The organism is Neptuniibacter marinus (assembly GCF_965223595.1).
Classification (GTDB): domain Bacteria; phylum Pseudomonadota; class Gammaproteobacteria; order Pseudomonadales; family Balneatricaceae; genus Neptuniibacter; species Neptuniibacter marinus.
The window spans coordinates 815,589-835,979 of the sequence record NZ_OZ245004.1 but is presented as its reverse complement, the minus strand read 5'-3'; the positions used below and the strand labels follow the sequence as shown (position 1 = coordinate 835,979).

The window sequence follows — 20,391 nt, the reverse complement described above, 5'->3', positions numbered from 1 at the left end:
CTGGATTAAGTATTTGCTAGAGTCGAAGCCTGACCACCGCTAACCCGGCGACGACGGCGCTGAAATAGCACGACAGGTATCAGCAATAACAAAGCAGGGATAAACATAAGCTCCTTGGGTGGCTGTCCCTTCGGTACTTCCACCTGCCCTATCTGCTGATCAAACATCAAGCCCGCTTTCTCTGCATGACTACCGAAGCCGACCATATCCACTACCACCTTGCCATCAATATCCGCCAGTTCTAGACCCGCATTCACCAAGCGTTCCTGAGTATTCGCCCCCTCAGCAAGTTCAAACAGCGCGACAAAATCCCGTGGATTACCAACATCATCTTCACCGATCAAATGCAGCCTCAGTTCAGCGCCATTAGGCAGATCCAAGCTATCACTCATTAATTCGCTAGCGGCTACCGTCTGGAACGGTGGAGCCACCATGTCCATCCAAAAACCTGGACGAAATAGAGAGAAGGCTATAAGAATCAATAACGCCGTTTCATGTAACCGATTACGCACCAAAAAATGTCCTTGAGTTGCAGCAGTAAACAGCAAGATCGCCGCAGTCGAAACCACGAAGACAATAATGCCCTGCCACCAGCTCACGTCGATCAATAATAGGTCAGTGTTGAATATAAACAGGAACGGTAAAATAGCGGTTCGCAAACTATAGAAGAATGCGACAAACCCCGTACGGATCGGATCACCACCGGATACCGCCGCCGCGGCAAAAGAAGCAAGTCCTACCGGAGGTGTTACATCGGCCATGATGCCGAAGTAAAACACGAATAGATGCACAGCAATCAGCGGCACAATCAAGCCTGACTCTTGACCTAAAGTCACTATTACGGGTGCCAATAAAGATGACACCACAATATAGTTGGCCGTGGTCGGCAAGCCCATGCCCAAAATCAAACTAAGTACGGCCGTCAAGGCGAGCATCAACAGCAGGTTACCCATCGACAATACTTCAACTAGATCCGCTAATACAGAACCCACACCTGTCTGCGATACCACACCTACGATAATACCGGCCGTGGCCGTCGCGATGCCGATACCGATCATGTTACGTGCACCAACGATTAAACCGTCGACCAGCTGATTAAAGCCTTTCCTAAACTGTCGGCCAAGCCCACCCTCATTACGGAAGAACGCAAAAAGGGATTTTTGCGTCAACAGGATAAAGATCATTAACATAGTCGCCCAAAACGCTGACAATCCAGGAGACAAACGCTCTACCATCAAACACCAAACCAGCACAATAACAGGCAGAATAAAGTGCAAACCCGATTTAACGGTCGGCCCAACTTCTGGCAGCTCCACCACATCAGAATTTGGATCATCTAGCTCGAGATCTGGGTAACCAGACGAGAAACGCACCAGCAACACATAGACAATCAATAACAATACACCGATTACCAGACTCGCATATTCACCAAACAGTGGTTTGATCCAGCCAATACCGTAGTAGACCACTAATGACACTACAGCAGTAGCAAAGAATCCAATTAACACCCCCATCAAACGCGCCATCCAAGGCTTCGCAGCGCTGCGCCGAGGCAGGCCGTACATATTCTGTTTAAGCGCTTCAAGGTGAACGATGTACACCAGTGCGATATAAGAGATCAATGCGGGTAGAAAAGCATGCTTGATCACCTCCACATAAGAGATGCCCACATACTCAACCATCAAAAACGCAGCAGCGCCCATCACTGGCGGCATAATCTGACCATTAACCGATGAGGCCACTTCGACCGCACCTGCTTTCTCCGCGCTGAAACCCACGCGGCGCATCATTGGAATAGTAAACGTACCCGTGGTAACCACATTAGCAATGGAGGAACCTGAAATCAGCCCCGTCATACCTGAAGCCACAACCGCGGCTTTGGCAGGGCCACCACGTAGATGCCCTAGCAGGGAAAAGGCGACCTTGATGAAATAGTTACCGGCACCGGCCTTGTCCAACAAAGCACCAAATAAAACAAATAGAAAAACGAAACTGGTCGACACGCCCAGTGCAATACCAAACACACCTTCGGTGGTGATCCACTGGTGATTAACGACTTCCTTCAAACTCGCGCCTTTATGGGCGATGATTTCCGGCATATAGGGGCCGGCAAAGGTATAAAACAAAAATAGGGATGCGACGACGACGAGTGGTGGTCCAAGTGCACGTCGAGTGGCTTCCAGCAAGAGAATCACGCCGGCAATGGCCACGACAATATCCAGTGTCGTCGGCAAGCCCGGACGATCCGATATTTGGACATAGAAGATAAACAGATAGCCCGCGCAAAAAGCACCCGTTATCGCCATTACCATATCCGGTAAAGGCACCCGCTCACGGGGAGAGCCACCTAAGGCGGGGTAGGCCATAAAAGCAAGAAATACGGCAAACGCAAGATGAATCGAACGCGCTTCAGTATCATTGAAAACACCAAAACTGCCGACCAACGGCCAATCGTAAAATGGTAACGGCGAGGCGATCCACAATTGAAATAGCGACCAAAACAGTGCAGCAGCCAACAGTAAAAAGCGTTGAATGCCTTCTGGATCTCGGGCACCACTATCCGTCGACGCCACTAAATCTTGGAGCTCGGCTTCGCTGAGTTTAGTCGGTTCTTTTGAATTCAGTTCAGTCATAATACTCTCCGATCCAACACCCCCAGCGTTTACCGCCGGTAAATATTAGTGCGCTCCAGCAAAGCCCAAAGGTCACGCCAGAACTGAGAAAAGACTATCCCAGGAACATCCTAGGATAGTCGAAATAGACGGCGGAGCCGCCGGTCAGGGGTGTATTACTTACATCCAGCCACGTTCTTTGTAATAACGTACAGCGCCTTCATGTAGTGGAGCAGACAGACCATTTTTGATCATTTTAGCGGGATCAAGATTGGCAAAGGCAGGGTGTAAACGCTTGAACCGGTCAAAGTTATCAAACACAGACTTAACCACTTGATAGATCACTTCCGGATCAGCCTTGGTTGAAGAAACGAAGGTCGCACCTACGCCAAAGGTCGTGGTATCGGCATCATTACCGTTATACATACCTCCAGGGATAATCGCCTCAGCGTAAAAAGCGTTATCATCGATCAACTTCGTGATTTCAGGACCTGTAACCGGTACCAATACTGCATCACATGAAGTCGTTGCTTCTTTAATTGAACCGTTAGGATGGCCAACAGCGTAGATAATCGCATCGACTTTGTTATCACACAACGCTTGAGATTGCTCAGACGCCTTCAATTCTGAAGCAAGCTTGAAGTCATCCATGGTCCAACCTTTACGTTTCATGACCACTTCCACAGTGCCACGTTGGCCAGAACCGGGGTTACCTATATTGACCCGTTTACCTTTTAAATCGTCAAAACTCTTAATACCAGCATCGGCACGAGCAATCACAGTAAATGGTTCTGGATGTACAGAGAATACCGCGCGAAGCTCTTTGTTAGCACCCTGTTCAGAAAACTTACTAGAGCCATTGTAAGCGTGGTATTGCCAGTCAGACTGGGCCACACCCATATCTTGGTTACCCGCACGAATGGCATTCAGGTTCGCAATCGAACCACCTGTAGATGGCGCGGTACACTTAATACCATGATCTTTGTTACCACGGTTAACCAAACGACAAATGGACTGACCTACTACATAATAGACGCCGGTCTGACCACCAGTACCAATAGTCACATAAGATGCTTGAGGAGCAGCAACAGCTGCGCCACCTTGAACCCCAATCGCTATACCAGCAGCAACCACAGTGTTAGTAAATAACTTCTTCAACTTCATCATTTGCATCCTTTATAGTTATATTCAAGGTCGGTGTAACCGACTGTTTTCTACCTTATGTAAGACAAGATAAAAACCTTGTCGTTATTTTTATGTCATTGATCCCAACATTAAGCACAAATACCGTATCCACGGATTATCGACGACGATCTCAATATAACCCGCGAACCGCAGATACACATAAAATTAACCTATTACTATTAATATAGCACTCGGTGCGACGAGTGCACGAAATTAACGATACTTGATAGGAAACAACACACACAACTAGCAAGGCATTTTGGCTTTTGTAAAAATAGAAAGGTTATTTCCGAGACTATCAAGCTAATATTAGTTAACTCTATTTTTTGCGCGATTATAATAGCTATTATTCACCATTATTTTCAATAATGTGAACAGTTACTGCTTTTGAACTTTATTCTTGGCTGAGGGCTTGGCATATTTCCTGTCAAAAAACTCGATTGTTGCCGCTCAAAATAGGCTTCGCAATCATGATCAAAAAATATAGTCAGCGATCTTAAATCAATCTGTTTTAATCTTTGAGCTACCAACGGGTGCTGAGATATAAATTGAACCATTGTATTTAAGTCTTTCAAATTAGCGGCGGAAGAGACCAATAACGATCATCGTCTCCTCGGGATCACCCTGAGGCTAATCGGCGAATGTTATTGTTGTAACAGCTTAGGGGCACCAGTTAAATTTGGACTACTCGTATCGATTACGTATGGAAACTAAAGAATGATCTCGTACCAGCCCTAGATTGCCGTAACCGAACGCTCACACCATAGAAGCACGCGTAAGTGCAGTGGCATGTTTTTTGTCAAATAGCTGATTAGGCACGGCACAAAACTGATTGCCTTCAGTACCAGAATTCCTCTGAGTGACTTCAAGCTATAGGTTGCTATAAAGTTTAGATGGCTAGCTTATGCTATAAGCCCCACATGCGCAGAAAAGACTTAAAAAAAAGTCCGCTGTTACGCGGACTTAATTGTTGTGTAGTGCTTAACTTCTATCTTAGGAAATTATTCCCACTCAATCGTAGCAGGCGGTTTAGAGCTTACATCATAAGTTACACGAGACACGTGCGCGATTTCATTGATGATACGACCCGATACAGTTTCCAGCAGCTCATAAGGCAGGTGCGCCCAACGGGCAGTCATAAAATCAATGGTTTCAACCGCGCGCAGCGCGATAACATACTCATAACGACGGCCATCACCAACCACGCCAACCGATTTAACCGGTAGGAACACAGCGAAAGCTTGACTGGTTTTATGATACCAATCGGCTTTATGTAACTCTTCAAGGAAGATTGCATCCGCTTCACGTAGAATATCAGCGTACTCTTTCTTCACTTCACCTAGGATACGCACACCTAAACCAGGCCCAGGGAATGGATGACGGTAAACCATATCGTATGGCAAACCTAATTCTAGGCCTAATTTACGAACTTCATCTTTAAACAGTTCACGCAGTGGCTCAACAAGGTCCATCTTCATATCGTCAGGCAAGCCTCCAACGTTATGGTGTGATTTAATCACATGAGCCTTACCTGTTTTCGCAGCAGCCGATTCGATAACATCAGGGTAGATCGTACCCTGCGCAAGGAAGTTAACCTCAGTCAGCTTGGTAGCTTCTTCATCAAAGACTTCGATGAAGGTATTACCGATAATTTTACGTTTAGCTTCTGGATCATTTTCGTCTTTCAAGCGGCCAAGGAACAAATCTTCCGCATCAACACGAATGACCTTAACGCCCATATTCTTGGCAAACATGTCCATAACTTGATCGCCTTCTTGCTTACGCAATAGACCGTTATCAACAAAGACACAAGTAAGCTGATCGCCGATCGCTTTATGCAACAAAGCAGCAACAACAGAGGAATCAACACCACCCGATAAACCAAGTAGCACTTTGTTACTGCCAACTTGAGCGCGTACTTTTTCAATCTGGTCAGCAATGATATTAGCTGATGTCCAAAGCGCTTCAGTACCACAGATATCGACAACAAAGCGCTCAAGAATACGCCCGCCTTGTTTTGTGTGGGTTACTTCAGGGTGGAACTGCACACCATAAAAGTGTTTAGTCGGGTTACACATAGCAGCAATAGGCGCTGATTCTGTTGCAGCGATAACAGAGAAGCCTTCGGGTAACTCCGTGACTTTATCGCCATGACTCATCCATACATCTAGCAACAATGACCCATTGTTGGCTAAATGGTCTTCGATCCCTTCTAATAATCGGCTAGGGCTATCTTCCAGACGAACCTGAGCATAACCAAACTCACGCTTATCTGAAGCTGAAACTTGACCGCCTAGCTGCTCAGCCATGGTCTGCATACCGTAGCAGATACCTAAGACAGGCACATCAAGATCAAAAATAATGTCCGGCGCACGAGGCGAATCACCTTCAGTAACTGATTCAGGTCCACCCGCTAAGATCACACCTTTTGGTGCAAACTCTCGAATCTCTTCTTCAGTCATGTCCCATGCACGAATCTCACAATAAACGCCAATTTCACGAACACGTCGTGCAATTAACTGTGTGTACTGCGATCCAAAATCTAGAATCAAAATCCGTTGAGCGTGAATATCTTTGGTCATAACATTTGATCTCAATGCTTTACAGAGTTTATATGTCTGCAAAAAAAAAATGGGCAAAGTCATGAACTCCGCCCATTTTCTAGAGTTTATTAAATTAACTAACGCGGTAGTTAGGTGCTTCTTTGGTAATGCTTACATCATGAACATGACTTTCGTTCATACCTGCGTTTGTAATACGAACAAATTGTGGTTCTGTACGCATTGTCTCGATATCCGCACTGCCGGTATAACCCATAGAGGCACGTAAACCACCAACTAGCTGGTGCACAACACCACCCATTGGCCCTTTACAAGGCACACGACCTTCAATGCCTTCAGGAACAAGCTTCTCAACACCTTTAGATGCATCTTGGAAATAACGATCAGATGAACCTGTAGACTGACCCATAGCACCTAGCGATCCCATACCACGGTATGATTTAAACGCACGCCCTTGGAACAACTCTACTTCACCTGGCGCCTCATCCGTACCCGCAAGCATAGATCCAACCATAATAGCTGATGCACCAGCAACAACCGCTTTAGCAAGATCGCCAGAGAAACGTACGCCACCATCTGCAACAACAGGTACACCGCGCTCAGCCATAGCTTCAGCCACATTAGCAACTGCACTTATTTGCGGAACACCCACACCTGCCACAATACGTGTCGTACAGATAGAGCCTGGGCCTATACCCACTTTAACACCATCCGCACCCGCATCAGCAAGCGCGATCGCTGCTGCTGCAGTGGCAATATTACCGCCAATAACCTGAACCTGAGGGAATGTTTTCTTCACCCAAGCTACACGGTCGATAACACCTTTTGAGTGACCATGAGCTGTATCGACAATAATCACATCAACACCCGCAGCCACTAACGCAGCTACACGATCAGGGGTTTCTGGACCTGTACCTACCGCAGCGCCAACGATTAAGCGGCCTTTAGCATCTTTAGCAGCATTAGGATGTGACTGGGCTTTATTCATATCTTTGACGGTCATCATGCCGCAAAGTTTAAAGCTTTTATCTACAACCAATATTTTTTCAATACGGTGTTTCCGAAGCAGATTTCTTACGTTATCTGGATCAACACCCTCTTCAACCGTTACTAAACGATCTTTAGGTGTCATGATCGTCGCAACTAAAGCATCAAGTTTATGCTCAAAACGGAAATCACGATCAGTTACGATACCGACTAGATTACCGTCATCAACAACAGGAAAACCCGAGAAGCCTACAGATGCAGATAACTGACGTAGATCACCTACCGTCATATCAGAACGACAAGTAACAGGGTCACTTACAACCCCTGCCTCGTACTTTTTAACACGCAGCACTTCTGCAGCCTGTTGCTCAATCGTCAGGTTCTTATGGATGATTCCGATACCACCTTCCTGCGCCATAGCGATAGCAAGACCTGATTCAGTCACTGTGTCCATTGCCGCAGATACCAAAGGAATATTAAGTGTAATTTCCTTTGTGAGGCGAGTTTTCAGTGAAACATCCTTAGGCAGTACTTCAGAGTAGCCCGGAACCAGCAAGACATCGTCAAAAGTGAGAGCTTCCTCAGCGATTCGCAACATTATTTGCCAGCCTGTGTAGTGAATAAATTTAGACGCAAAATTATACAGAAATTAGCCTTTTGTCTCAATCTAAAAGTTGCACTCTATCGCTAAAAACAGGGCTAATGAGCACAACTATAGATCGAATTATTTTTTTCGCACCAATTAATGCCATAAAAAACAATCTATTTCCAAACAACTTATTATTAGCTACTGCATCCTGCCTTCAACTTCGTTTACTATAGGCTCATGTTTACTGAAACAAACCCAACAAATACGCGTCGTATACATGCCATTAGTGTTTCAGAACTCAATAGGCAAGCACGCACTTTACTCGAGCGCTCATTCCTTACGATCCAAGTTGAGGGAGAGATATCGAATTTCGTCCGCCCTAGTTCGGGGCACTGGTATTTCACACTCAAGGATGACAAAGCTCAAGTCCGCTGCGCTATGTTTAAAAATCGCAACCAACTGATCAAACCCGCGCCGAAGCAAGGTGATAAGGTCGTTGTAAGAGCTAAAGTCAGCTTATATGAAGGCAGAGGGGACTATCAGCTGATCTGCGATTTTATGGAATCGAGTGGTAGTGGCTCTTTACAAGCAGCGTTTGAAGAATTAAAGCTTAAGTTACAAGCTGAAGGGTTATTTGATAGCAAACATAAGAAGCCTATCCCAGCACATCCATCCCACATAGGTATTATCACTTCAAACACTGGGGCTGCTGTTCACGATATTTTGACCGTTTTAAAACGTCGTTTTCCCGGACTCCCAATAACGATTTACCCGACCTCAGTTCAAGGGGATGAAGCACCGGCGCAGATTTGCAAAGCGATCATTCTAGCTGAAGTCCACCAAACCTGTGATGTTTTAATCCTTGGCCGTGGCGGTGGTTCACTCGAAGATTTATGGGCATTTAATACAGAAGACGTTGCAAGAACCGTATTTGACTGTGACATACCGATCATTAGCGCAGTCGGCCATGAAGTTGATGTGGTTATTACAGATTTCATAGCTGATACACGGGCTCCCACTCCTTCTGCAGCGGCTGAGATGCTGAGCCCTGATCAACATCAACTTAAACAAAGATTAGCGTTATTAGAGCAGCGTTTAATTCGTCATATTGAGCAAAAGCTCAAAACAACCGCCCTCAGTATTCAGCACTCAAAAACACGTTTACGCCACCCAGGACAGAAACTAAACGAGCAAGCACAACGCTTAGATCATTTAGAAGCAAAATTACTCAACGGGATTAACGCTAAAATCATTAATGCAAAACATCAACAACAGCAGCTTTTATCTAGAGTAAAAGCCCTATCACCAACTAAACTACTGCCTCTAAAAGAGGAGCAGATCCATTCATTACAGCAGCGCCTAACCCAATCGGTCCACACGCTTTTGCAACAAAAGAGCTTTAAGCTAGGCTCCCTATCTTCACAGCTGAATACAGTCAGTCCTCTCGCTACATTAGAGCGAGGTTACGCTATTGTTAAAGATGAACATGGCACCGTCATACAGGATGCATCCACCACCCAAAAAGGCGATGTTATTGAAAGCCAACTCTATAAAGGACGTTTACGCTGCCGCGTAGATGAAGTAATTACGGAATAATGATCATGCAAAAAATAATACTATTTATTAGCCTTTGCTTTATAAGCCTTGCGACTTATGCACAATCACTTCCACAAGAAAGCCGAGTCCCTGGGGGTGTAGCTATTATCCCCCTTACTGGCCTTGAGAGTACCAATGCACCTTCCGCTTGGTATAAAGGAAATCGCGTTATGGTTATCCCTAGCCAAGGTACAAAATATGAACAAAAGAGTGATTGGCTCGCTATAGCAGGCATACCTCTGAGCGCTAAACATGATCAAAAGCAGCACCTCAGAGCGAATGCAACGTCATTCTATTTTCAAATAGAAGATAAAGAATACAAAGCGCAATACTTAACGGTAAAAAACAAACGTCACGTTGAGCCTAACCCAGAAGATATTAAGCGCTGGCGCACAGAAAAAGCAAAAATGGTTGCTGCATTTAAAAACTGGAGCGAGCCTTCCAGTCCCATTACTCAATTTGCCCTTCCGGCCAAAGGCCCTTATAGCAGCCCATTCGGTTTGAAGCGTTTTTTTAACAAACAACCCAGAAACCCCCATAGCGGTTTAGATATCGCAGCACCTCAAGGGGATCCAATAACAGCCCCTAGTGCCGGTACAGTGGTAGATACTGGCAGTTATTTCTTTAATGGTAATACTGTAATTATTGATCATGGTTTAGGCTTAACCACTATGTACTGCCATATGAGTAAAATTGATGTGGAAATTGGCGATAAAGTATCCACTGGCGACAAGCTAGGTGAGATTGGAAAGACAGGACGTGTAACCGGACCTCATCTTCATTGGAGCGTAAGCTTGAATAATACACGGGTCGACCCCACATTATTTTTAGCACCATAATTTTTTAATACACATTTTTAGGACGAGCCTGAAGGCTCGTTTTTTTTAGAACCTAGTAGGACTTAATTCATGTCTGATGTACAACTAGAAACACTAGAACAAAAAGCAAGTTACGGCATTGGTCGCCAAATGGGCGATCAATTAGCACAGCAACCCTTTGAAGGCATGGACATTGCTGCCATTTCAGCAGGTATTGCTGATGCTGTTCATGGCGAAGGTATGCGAGTTGAAGTCAGCGAAATCCAAGAAGCATTTAACGTACTTAATGAACGTATGCGCGCTCAGCAAGAAGAACAAGCAAAAGCAGCTTCTGCAGTAGGCGAAGCCTTCCTAACAGACAATGCCAAACGCGATGGTGTAGTTGTTCTTGAATCAGGCCTTCAATATGAAATTCTTGAGGCCGGCGAAGAAGGTAGTGAAAAACCTACTCGTGAATCTAAAGTACGCACGCACTACCACGGCACATTCATCGATGGCAAAGTCTTCGATAGCTCTTACGATCGTGGTCAGCCTGCAGAATTCCCTGTTGGCTGCGTTATCGCTGGCTGGACTGAAGCACTTCAGCTAATGAACAAAGGTGCTAAGTGGAAATTATACATCCCTTATAACCTTGCCTACGGCGAACAGGGCTCTCCAGGTGGAATCCCACCTTATTCTGCTCTTGTATTTGATGTGGAACTATTAGAAATTCTGTAATTTCCATTATCATAAAAGGCGGCTTCGGCCGCTTTTTTAATGAGTGAGATTAAATAATGATTTTAAATTATAAGTTGTACGGCGAAGGTGCTCCCTTAATTATTCTTCATGGCTTACTCGGCACGATGGATAACTGGGGCGGTCAGATCAAACGTTTATCACAGCACTTTCAGGTTATCTCTGTCGATCTTCGTAATCATGGGAGCTCCCCTCATTCAGATGAGATGAGCTATGCTCTAATGGCTGAAGATATTGTAGAGCTAATTGATCATCTCGGGCTCAGCACAGTCAGTGTCATTGGCCACTCTATGGGTGGAAAAACAGCTATGCAACTGGCTCTAAACTATCCAAAGCTTATTGATAAACTCATTATTGTTGATATATCACCGATACAATACCCTCCCCATCATTCAAACGTATTTGAAGGTTTGTATGCCATTGACTTGGCTAACTTGGCATCAAGAAGTGATGCAAACAAACAGTTAGCACAACATGTGGATGATCCTGGCACACGCGCATTTTTACTTAAAAACCTGTATCGCACAGAAGATAATAAATTTGCATGGTTAATGAATCTGGATGCACTGCATGATCAATACAGTAATATCTGCGCAGCACCTGATGGAAAACCATTTGAGTCTGAAGTGTTATTTATCAAAGGGGAATTATCAGACTATATGCTGCCAGCCCATAGAGATGCGTTACTAAAGCTCTTTCCTCACGCAAACTACAAAGTAGTTATGGGATCTGGACATAACCCTCACGCAGAAAAACCTGCTGAATTTTCAAAGCTTGCTCTAAATTATTTAACTAGACCAGACACATGAGCAACTTGCATACAAACTAACGACTAACATCGCCAAAAAGGGCGGGGCAATTTCTAAAGAATAAATTCTGAAATGCTAATAGATACAAGCAACAGATAGGCAGATCTCATTAAACTTGGTTATCAAGCAGAGAGCCTTCGGGGAATAACTTCTGGAACACACCCGCATCCACTAACTTTTTGTTAATCTCTGCTAGCTGCTTATTAATCTCATTGATTCGGTCATTGTAGTCACTCAACGCTTCTGCAGAGCTTTCCGAACGTGCGGCACTTTCATCCCTTAACTCGCGAAGAACATCACCTGCAGACTTAGTATCTTCGCTATTATCCTCGTTAGCATCTGATGTTTGTTCTGTTTTTGCCACTTCATCCTCTCGCTCCTGCTGAAGTATTTCCATCCGGGCCTCTACAGCCATAGCTCGCGCATCAGCCGCTGCAGCACGATCAGCAGATGAAGGCTCGGAAACACTCAACGCTGCTCGCTGAATCACTTCAGCTTTTTCTAAGGTCGCTTCTGGATCATTAGGGATTGGGGATGTATCAATTTTCACCTCACCCTCAACCGCATACATCCTACCGTCAGGGCCTCGCTCATAAGTGTAACTCGGCGCTGAAGCATAGGCCCCACCAATCGAAGCATGGGTCTGTTCATGAGCCTTCACTTCACGATCACGTTCAGCAAGTTCACGGCTAATTTCTAACTCTTGCTCTTCTATCTCTTTTTGATCTTGGGAACTACCCGCAGCATGAGTAACAGCGCTTGACTCTAGACCAACCAATTCCCCATCACCGGAATCCAATTCTGTAGAGCCGGCAAGACGAGATAAAGCACTCGCTTCAGCGGATAAAGTAACTCGATCACGGTTAAGTTCAGAACGACTAGAGGATAACTCCTCCTGAGCAGATAGGTTCGCCACTGACGACAGAACTCTTTGAGCTTCTTGGAAGCGAAGCTCAATAGATGTGGATGGGGCATTCAATGCCTGAGAATTACTAGAACTGATAATTTGCATAAGCAGCCCCCTTATCCTCGATTAAGCAAAGCATAGAACACTTCACATTAGTTCTGATTCCTTCCATGAATCACTTCATTACACACGTATATTAATTATTGATCCCGGTTGACCTAACTCTTCAACCTCGCCCACGACTTTAGTGGCAGCAGCCTCTACAGACGCGCCCCCAGCCGACTCAACAACCGCTTCGTCCTGTTTTCGACCTGATGCCTGTTCCACCTCATCAGGTTTACCTGAGCCGGTTACATCACTCGCGGCCCTTGGGGCATTATCTAAACCGCGATTAAGTCCTATAAAACCAGATTGCATCGCATTAGTTACATTCATGCTGACACCTCCGCTTGTTCAAATCTACATATCAAGAAACATTATAGATCATAGAAAGCCAATGGTCACTTTTTGATCAAATTATAGAGTCTGTAATTTATCAATCTCAATATATTGAGCCACATTCTCTGGAGAAGGGTTCTCTAAAAAAGGAATTTCTGCAATTAAAGGAGCACGCAACATCGTCGCTATAGTGGCAACATTCTCTTTATAACATGACATTTCAGGACTGACGGCATTGGCAATCCATCCTGCCAATCGTAGACCATCTCTCGCAATACTCTCAGCAGTTAATAGAGCATGATTGATGCAGCCCAGCTTAATACCCACCACCATAATCACAGGAATCTTGAGCTGTTTAGGTATATTGGCCATTGTTTCTCGGTCGCTTAGCGGAACCCGCCAACCACCAGCTCCTTCAACAATAGCAAAATCCGCCGGCTGCATTAACGCACCACGGCACAGCGCAGCGATTCTGTCGGCGCTTAACATTCTATTTTCTTCAATCGCAGCTATATGCGGGGCAATAGGCGGCTCAAAAGAGAAAGGATTCACTTGTTCATAAGGCAAGTTAATAGATGCCGTATTTTGTAATAACAACGCATCACTATTCCTAAGCCCTTCCTCTGTACGCTCACAACCGGCCGCTATAGGCTTCAACCCTATAGTGGCTAACCCTTGATTATTAGCCGCTGCTAACAATCCTGCCGCAGCTACTGTTTTCCCAACATCTGTATCTGTACCTGCAACAAAATAGGTTTGCTTAGCCATTTATGAATATTGCTCCACTAAAGTTTTTTCAAACACCGCATAGTAAACTTGATAGGTTGCTGGGATAGAACCATCTGCTAAACGTTGCGCTTCATAAGCCGCTTTAAAACGTCTCACCCGTTCTCTACCGGTTAAACCAACCTGCTGGCCCGCATTCATGTTATGCGCACCCAATCTTTTTAGTTCATCGGTTAAGCCTTTCAATTGCGGATAACGTAATACGCGCAACTCCTCATCAAAAACCTTAACCTTGAGGTTTTCAGGCACTACAACAAGATGTTCATCTGAAGAAAGAAATTGATTAACATGAGTATAAGAATCTGCTTCGCCCCATGCACGACGTAATTCACAAAGTGTGGAAGGCCCTAAAGTTGCAAATACAAACTGCCCGCCAGGCGCTAACACCCGCTCAATCTCTGTCATTAATGCTGAGAAATCCGCACACCATTGAATCGCTAAGCTTGAAAAAACAAGGCTCATACTATTATTAGCAAAAGGAAGATGTTCCGCATCAGCACATATCCAGTTAGCATCAGGAATCGCTCTTTCTTCACGGGCATAGCGCAACATTCCAAATGCTAAATCTACATTCAATAGCTCTGCTTCAGGATATGCCTGCTTTAGCTTTGGTGAGAAAAATCCCGTCCCACAACCAAGATCCATAACACGTTGTACGGACGCGGTTCCTAATGTTTGAGGGAGATGTGCCATCAGCGCATGCCCTACATCACGCTGCAGTTCAGCAACACTATCGTAAGTCATGGCCGCACGGCTAAAGGAATTAGCTACTTTTTGTTTGTCGATCAGCATATCCACTAAGCTATCGACTCCTGCACAAATTGAGTAACATCAGCAGCGACTTCAGCTTGATGCGAATAAAAAGGCAGATGACCTGCACCTTCATATACTTTAATTAGGCCCTTTGATAACCGCTCACACGCCTGCGCAGCTTCGGATGGAACCAGAAGATCTTTTTCACCAAATAACTGCATGATCGGCATAGATAGGTTCGACAGTTGATCTCGCACATCATCCCTTAATAGCTGAAGACTTTCTCTTGCTCCTGTATGGTCTAGATTCTTAAGAATAAGCTTTAAGCTTTTCAAGGTATCGCGCCCTGCCTCAGCCCCCTGAGTTTGCAACATAATAAAGCGCTGAAGCGTTTTACTTACATTGACCTCTAGCGCTTGTTCAAACTGACCATGAGTTTCTTCATCCATTGCACAAGACCAATCACTACGCTGCACAAAACAAGGGGATGAAGCTACCGTAATTAAGCACGTAACTCGCTCGGAATACCTAGCGGCAAATTCAATAGCCAATTGCCCACCCATAGACCAACCTAACCACGCAGCAGCCTTTGGCGCATGTTCACCCAATAGCTCAACAACGGCATCAGCTGTATAAGGCTCAGGAAAAGCGGTTGAACGCCCCAACCCTGGCAGATCAATTAACGTTAGGGAGAAAGAGCTAGAAAGCTGCTCCGCAAAAGCACCCCAGACTTTGCTATCCATACCCCAGCCATGCAACAAGACCAACTCAGGTTTACCGTTATTTTCATAACGCTCGACATAAAGGCTCATTAGCTTACCTTCTCTAAGGCATGTAGTAAGCGATTTACCTGTTCTTCCGTATGTGCAGCACTTAGCGTTACGCGTAAACGAGCACTACCTTGAGGCACTGTTGGCGGACGAATAGCACCAATAAAGATTCCATCTTCTTCTAAGGCTTTGCTTATCTGCATCGCCTTAGCCGACTCACCTATCATGATTGGCTGAATCGGTGTTGGAGAATCAATCAGTGTTAACCCTAGTTCTGAGCAGCCCGCTCTAAACTGTTTGATCAACGCCGTTAGTTTTTCCCGACGCCAAGTCTCCTGCTTAAGTAATCGCAAACTGGTCAGCGTAGCGGCAGCCACTGCGGGCGGCATACTGGTTGTATAAATATAAGTTCGAGCATGCTGCACAAGGGTTTCAATCAGTTCTTCAGAGCCAGCAACAAAAGCACCTGCGGTACCAAACCCTTTACCTAAAGTCCCCACTAATAACTGCAAACTATCTTCAGCCATCGAAAAGTATTCAGCACAGCCACCTCCCTGCTGACCTAAACAGCCAAAACCATGGGCATCATCCACCATCAACCAAGCTTGGTGTTTTTTACAAACAGAGGAGATAGCTGGCAGATCAGCAACATCGCCATCCATGCTAAAGACACCATCCGTTACTACTAATTTACGCCGCGCCTCAGTTTTAGCTAATTTACTATCGAGGCTATTCGCATCATTGTGTAGATAACGCTGAAAGCGGGCTCCACTTAATAAACCAGCATCCAGTAAAGAGGCGTGATTTAATCTATCCTGCAAAACAGCATCACGTTTATCAAGCAACGCATTGACCGCACCAATATTGGCCATATAACCCGTTGAAAACAGCAACACTTTTGGGCGACCTGTAAATTCAGCCAACGCTTCTTCCAGATCATGATGCGCTTGGCTATGACCATTCACTAGATGGGAGGCACCACCACCTACGCCGTATTTATTAGCCGCCTGCTGAAAACTTTTGATCACTTCAGGATGATTCGCTAACCCTAGGTAATCATTAGAGCAGAAAGCTAAAAACTCACGCCCATCCACTTGCACTACAGGTTGCTGAGCTGTTTGTAGCGTACGGCGGCTGCGATAAAGGGATTGTTGCTTTCTTAACTCAAGCTCAGCAGATAAATCATCGAAAGACATAGTCGATCTCTAGTAGGCATAGATCTGAAAAGTGAATTAAGAGCAGAAGGCTCTGCTCTTAATTTGATCTCTATAACGGGTTTAGGCTTCGTAGAAGTGCTGACTATCGTTCTGCTTCTGCAAATCATTCAGAATAGCAGCTTCCTGTGTATCATCCGCATCAGAAATACGCTGTTCAGGGTTAATACCCAATTTACGGAATAGCTGAAGATCGCGATGGGTTTCAGGGTTTGGCGTCGTCAACAAACACTCACCATAGAAGATGGAATTAGCCCCAGCGAAGAAGGTCATCGCTTGAGTTTCATCACTCATCTGTTCACGCCCTGCAGACAATCGCACATGAGACGCTGGCATCATAATACGAGCAACAGCGATGGTGCGGATGAAATCAAGGTGATCAAGATCATCTACGTTCTCTAAGGGCGTACCAGCGACCTTTACCAGCATATTAATAGGCACACTTTCTGGCTGTACCGGCATATTAGCCAGCTGCATCAACAGACCATAGCGATCCTTTGCTGTTTCACCCATACCTAGAATACCACCACTACAGATCTTCATGCCTGAATCACGCACATTTTGCAGTGTATCTAAGCGATCTTGGTAGGTACGTGTGGTAATAATCTTGTCGTAAAATTCTGGAGAGGTGTCAAGGTTGTGGTTGTAGTAATCCAAACCCGCATCAGCAAGCTGCTCTGCTTTACCTTCGTCCAACATGCCTAAGGTCATACAGGTTTCCAAACCAAGTTCTTTAACCTTTTTAACCATCTCAATCACATAAGGCATATCTTTATCTGCAGGGTGCTTCCAGGCCGCTCCCATACAGAAACGTGTCGAGCCTGTCTCTTTCGCTTTTTTCGCTTTTTCAATCACTTGTTCAACTTGCATCAAGCGCTCTTTCTCAAGCCCGGTATTGTAATGACCGCTCTGAGGGCAATATTTACAATCTTCAGGACAAGCGCCTGTTTTTATTGAAAGAAGCGTGCTCACCTGCACTTCATTCGGATCAAAGTTCTCCCGATGTACGGTATGCGCTTTAAACATCAAATCATTAAAAGGCAGCTCAAACAGTGATTTTACCTCTGCCTCTGTCCAATTATGACGAATTGCACCTAACTGTTGCATCTTAGAAGTATCCCCCGGAAAATAACGATCATGAAGCAAGATGCTTCAACGCTCGACAGGCTATTGCCTGCTTAATAGCGTAATTCTATCCTGACAGAAGGAACTGTCAACCTATGAAATTAACTAAAGTTAACTACAGGTCATTATTTGATCTATGCATTCTATGTTTAAAGCCCTGTAATAGTCGATCCGGAATCTGCGGATCATGCAAAAAAGATCTTCCTTGGCTCAACGCTCAATGTAGTATCTGTGCACTTCCTCTCACCAACGCCCCAGAAAATGCAATCTGTGGCCAATGCCTTAAGAAAAAACCATCATTTACTCAAGTAAATGCTCTTTTCCTTTATCAATTTCCCATCGACCACTTCATAGGAAAAATAAAATATACCAACAAAACACAATACATAGGCCATTTAGCACAACTCTTATTGGAACATTACTCATTACCTACAACTGTCGAAGCCCTAATTCCTATCCCTATGCATAAAGTCAGCCTTTATAAACGGGGCTTTAACCAAGCCGAGCTTTTAGCAGCTGAATTGGGGAAAAAACTAAAGATTAAAGTTGATACACAGCTACTAAAGAAGAAAAAATCAACCCGCCGGCAGATGGAGCTAAAAAGAAGTGAACGATTAAAAAACCAACGTAATGTTTTTCAAGCTAAAGATAACCATTATAAATATGTAATGTTGATCGATGATGTAATGACCACTGGGGCTACATTAGAAGCCGCAGCACAAACATTAATAAAAGCCGGCACAGAGCGCATTGATGTGCTCGTGATAGCACGAACACCTAAATAACTCAGCAGATCAATAAACAACGGCCATGCTCCATTGATTATTTTCTTCTTTAGAACAACAATTAAGCTTATTCACTTGAGGTGTTGCTACTTATGATGCTCGGACTGTTAGGTGATTTAGCTGGAGGAATTGGCTTGTTCCTTCTCGGTATGCATTTAATGACTACTGGAATGCAGCAAGCCGCCGGCCAAGGTCTGAAAAAAGCCCTACAAGCAGCAACCGAGTCCCCTCTTAGGGGGTTAGCTTCCGGCATTCTTATCACCGCTATAGTGCAGTCATCAAGTGCAGTTACAGTAGCCACAATTGGTTTTGTAAATGCAGGGCTTCTAAAGTTAAGACAATCCATTACGCTAATCTATGGCTGTAATATTGGCACAACTATAACGGGTTGGCTGATCGCTCTGATCGGTTTCAAAGTTAATATCAGTGCTTTTGCTCTGCCTATGGTCGCTATAGGTATGTTTTTAAAATTAACCGGTGGAGAACGTAAAAGCAGTCATTTCGGTATGGCTATAGCAGGTTTCGGCCTGTTCTTTATTGGCCTCGATTATCTTAAAAATGCTTTTGATGGTTTAGATAGTTATCTACCTCTTGATCAGATGAGCAATTCAGCAACAGGCCTAATAATGTGCGTATTAGCAGGCTTCTTTTTAACGTTGCTTATGCAATCATCTTCCGCAGCCATGGCGATAACTCTCTCTTTAACCGCCGCGGGATCTATTCCTATAGCCTCAGCCGGCGCCCTCGTCATTGGCGCAAACTTAGGTACAACTTCAACAGCGATGCTATCAGTGATTGGCGCGACCTCTAACGCAAAAAGAATTGCCGCCGCACATGTTATTTTTAATCTTATAACGGGGTTTATTGGCGTTATCTTATTAGTACTCCTAGCCGGCATTATTAATAGTGATTTAAATAACCTTAACCTAGTCATCCTGTTAGCAGGCTTTCATACCCTATTTAACCTCATAGGTGTCGCTGCTTTATGGCCACTGACCGACCATTTAGAACGTTTTCTCAATAAACGTTTTTGCTCACAAGAAGAAAGCTTTGGTCAACCTAGATTCCTTGATAAAACAATTTTATCCTCTCCCGCTTTAGCCGTGGAGGCAATGAAAAGTGAATTAAGCCGAGTAAGCGCACTAACAGCAAAAATGGCAAAAGCCGCTATTAGTGCGGAAACATCAGAAACATCTAAGCTGGCTGCACTGATGAACAGCGCTCAACAGCTCAATGATAAGATCGGCGAATATAACCAAAAAATAGCACAGAGAAATTTAACTCAAGAGATCAGCGAAATATTGCCATCCGCGATGCGCCTTACACGATATTATAGTGAGATTGCTCGACTATCTGCACTCATGCCGAAATACTATGACGTTCTCGAACAAGGCTCTAATAGATCTATCCGAGAGTTAATACATGATTATCAGCAGAGTACCATTGAGTTAATTGATAGTTGCGAAATAAAAGATAATGTCTACATGTCAGGCATGGAAAGTCGTACGCTGATTAAACAATTAGAAAACAAGTATCAGAATATTAAATCTCATATCCTAGAAAGTAATATCGCAGGAAAATTAGATCCTCAAGAGAGTATCTTACTTCTCGACGCTTTAAGTCATATTCACAGATTATCAGAACAGGTTGAGAAAGCAGCCAGATTTTGGAGTAGCTTAACGCCTATGCAATCCCGTGACTCAGTTATTAACCCATAAAAG

Annotated in this window: 17 protein-coding genes; 6 read left to right on the top strand and 11 right to left on the bottom strand. The window is 44.6% G+C overall.

Features of this window, described 5'->3' with window-relative positions; translation table 11 throughout:
• Nucleotides 1-5 precede the first annotated feature (5 nt).
• From ACOQOE_RS03870 to guaB, 4 genes are all read right to left on the bottom strand, one after another.
• Nucleotides 6-2,633 (bottom strand): TRAP transporter permease, encoded by a 2,628-nt coding sequence (locus ACOQOE_RS03870; protein WP_067867719.1) that lies wholly within the window; start codon nt 2,631-2,633, stop codon nt 6-8.
• A gap of 159 nt (nt 2,634-2,792) precedes the next feature.
• Nucleotides 2,793-3,776: a TAXI family TRAP transporter solute-binding subunit gene (locus ACOQOE_RS03865; protein ID WP_067867715.1), complete on the bottom strand. Its 984-nt coding sequence runs from the start codon at nt 3,774-3,776 to the stop codon at nt 2,793-2,795.
• Nucleotides 3,777-4,798: 1,022 nt separating this feature from the next.
• Complete coding sequence (gene guaA, locus ACOQOE_RS03860) at nt 4,799-6,379, bottom strand: glutamine-hydrolyzing GMP synthase (RefSeq protein WP_067867832.1); 1,581 nt, start codon at nt 6,377-6,379, stop codon at nt 4,799-4,801.
• Between the two features lie 94 nt (nt 6,380-6,473).
• Nucleotides 6,474-7,943, bottom strand: coding sequence for an IMP dehydrogenase (gene guaB, locus ACOQOE_RS03855; protein WP_067867710.1), 1,470 nt, complete (start codon nt 7,941-7,943; stop codon nt 6,474-6,476).
• A gap of 228 nt (nt 7,944-8,171) precedes the next feature.
• On the opposite strand from guaB, the gene xseA reads away from it, so the two are divergent.
• The 4 genes from xseA to ACOQOE_RS03835 all read left to right on the top strand — a co-directional run bounded on the left by xseA (nt 8,172) and on the right by ACOQOE_RS03835 (nt 11,892).
• Nucleotides 8,172-9,530 carry an exodeoxyribonuclease VII large subunit gene (gene xseA / locus ACOQOE_RS03850; protein ID WP_067867707.1) on the top strand — a complete coding sequence of 453 codons (1,359 nt, stop codon included), beginning with the start codon at nt 8,172-8,174 and terminating at the stop codon, nt 9,528-9,530.
• A 5-nt stretch (nt 9,531-9,535) separates the two neighbouring features.
• Nucleotides 9,536-10,369, top strand: coding sequence for a peptidoglycan DD-metalloendopeptidase family protein (locus ACOQOE_RS03845; protein ID WP_420554927.1), 834 nt, complete (start codon nt 9,536-9,538; stop codon nt 10,367-10,369).
• Between the two features lie 69 nt (nt 10,370-10,438).
• Nucleotides 10,439-11,065: an FKBP-type peptidyl-prolyl cis-trans isomerase gene (locus tag ACOQOE_RS03840; protein WP_420554926.1), complete on the top strand. Its 627-nt coding sequence runs from the start codon at nt 10,439-10,441 to the stop codon at nt 11,063-11,065.
• Between the two features lie 56 nt (nt 11,066-11,121).
• Nucleotides 11,122-11,892, top strand: coding sequence for an alpha/beta fold hydrolase (locus ACOQOE_RS03835; RefSeq protein ID WP_067867700.1), 771 nt, complete (start codon nt 11,122-11,124; stop codon nt 11,890-11,892).
• 109 nt (nt 11,893-12,001) lie between these two features.
• Here the strand turns inward: ACOQOE_RS03835 and ACOQOE_RS03830 are convergent, their stop codons facing one another.
• The 7 genes from ACOQOE_RS03830 to bioB form a co-directional block, all read right to left on the bottom strand.
• Nucleotides 12,002-12,904 carry a putative metalloprotease CJM1_0395 family protein gene (locus tag ACOQOE_RS03830; RefSeq protein WP_067867697.1) on the bottom strand — a complete coding sequence of 301 codons (903 nt, stop codon included), beginning with the start codon at nt 12,902-12,904 and terminating at the stop codon, nt 12,002-12,004.
• Nucleotides 12,905-12,982: 78 nt separating this feature from the next.
• Complete coding sequence (locus tag ACOQOE_RS03825) at nt 12,983-13,234, bottom strand: hypothetical protein (protein ID WP_067867694.1); 252 nt, start codon at nt 13,232-13,234, stop codon at nt 12,983-12,985.
• Between the two features lie 81 nt (nt 13,235-13,315).
• Nucleotides 13,316-14,005 (bottom strand): dethiobiotin synthase, encoded by a 690-nt coding sequence (bioD, locus tag ACOQOE_RS03820; RefSeq protein ID WP_067867691.1) that lies wholly within the window; start codon nt 14,003-14,005, stop codon nt 13,316-13,318.
• Entirely contained in the window at nt 14,006-14,815 is an 810-nt protein-coding gene (gene bioC / locus ACOQOE_RS03815) for a malonyl-ACP O-methyltransferase BioC (RefSeq protein WP_067867826.1), read from the bottom strand.
• 5 nt (nt 14,816-14,820) lie between these two features.
• A complete protein-coding gene (gene bioH / locus ACOQOE_RS03810; protein ID WP_420554925.1) occupies nt 14,821-15,588 on the bottom strand; it encodes a pimeloyl-ACP methyl ester esterase BioH in 768 nt (255 codons plus the stop codon).
• Complete coding sequence (gene bioF / locus ACOQOE_RS03805; protein WP_420554924.1) at nt 15,588-16,742, bottom strand: 8-amino-7-oxononanoate synthase; 1,155 nt, start codon at nt 16,740-16,742, stop codon at nt 15,588-15,590. The genes bioH and bioF overlap by 1 nt, the downstream gene beginning before the upstream one ends.
• A gap of 81 nt (nt 16,743-16,823) precedes the next feature.
• Nucleotides 16,824-17,867 (bottom strand): biotin synthase BioB, encoded by a 1,044-nt coding sequence (gene bioB / locus ACOQOE_RS03800; RefSeq protein WP_067867681.1) that lies wholly within the window; start codon nt 17,865-17,867, stop codon nt 16,824-16,826.
• A 113-nt stretch (nt 17,868-17,980) separates the two neighbouring features.
• On the opposite strand from bioB, the gene ACOQOE_RS03795 reads away from it, so the two are divergent.
• A complete protein-coding gene (locus tag ACOQOE_RS03795) occupies nt 17,981-18,670 on the top strand; it encodes a ComF family protein (RefSeq protein ID WP_075107966.1) in 690 nt (229 codons plus the stop codon).
• 92 nt (nt 18,671-18,762) lie between these two features.
• Entirely contained in the window at nt 18,763-20,388 is a 1,626-nt protein-coding gene (locus tag ACOQOE_RS03790; RefSeq protein WP_420554923.1) for a Na/Pi cotransporter family protein, read from the top strand.
• Nucleotides 20,389-20,391 lie beyond the last annotated feature (3 nt).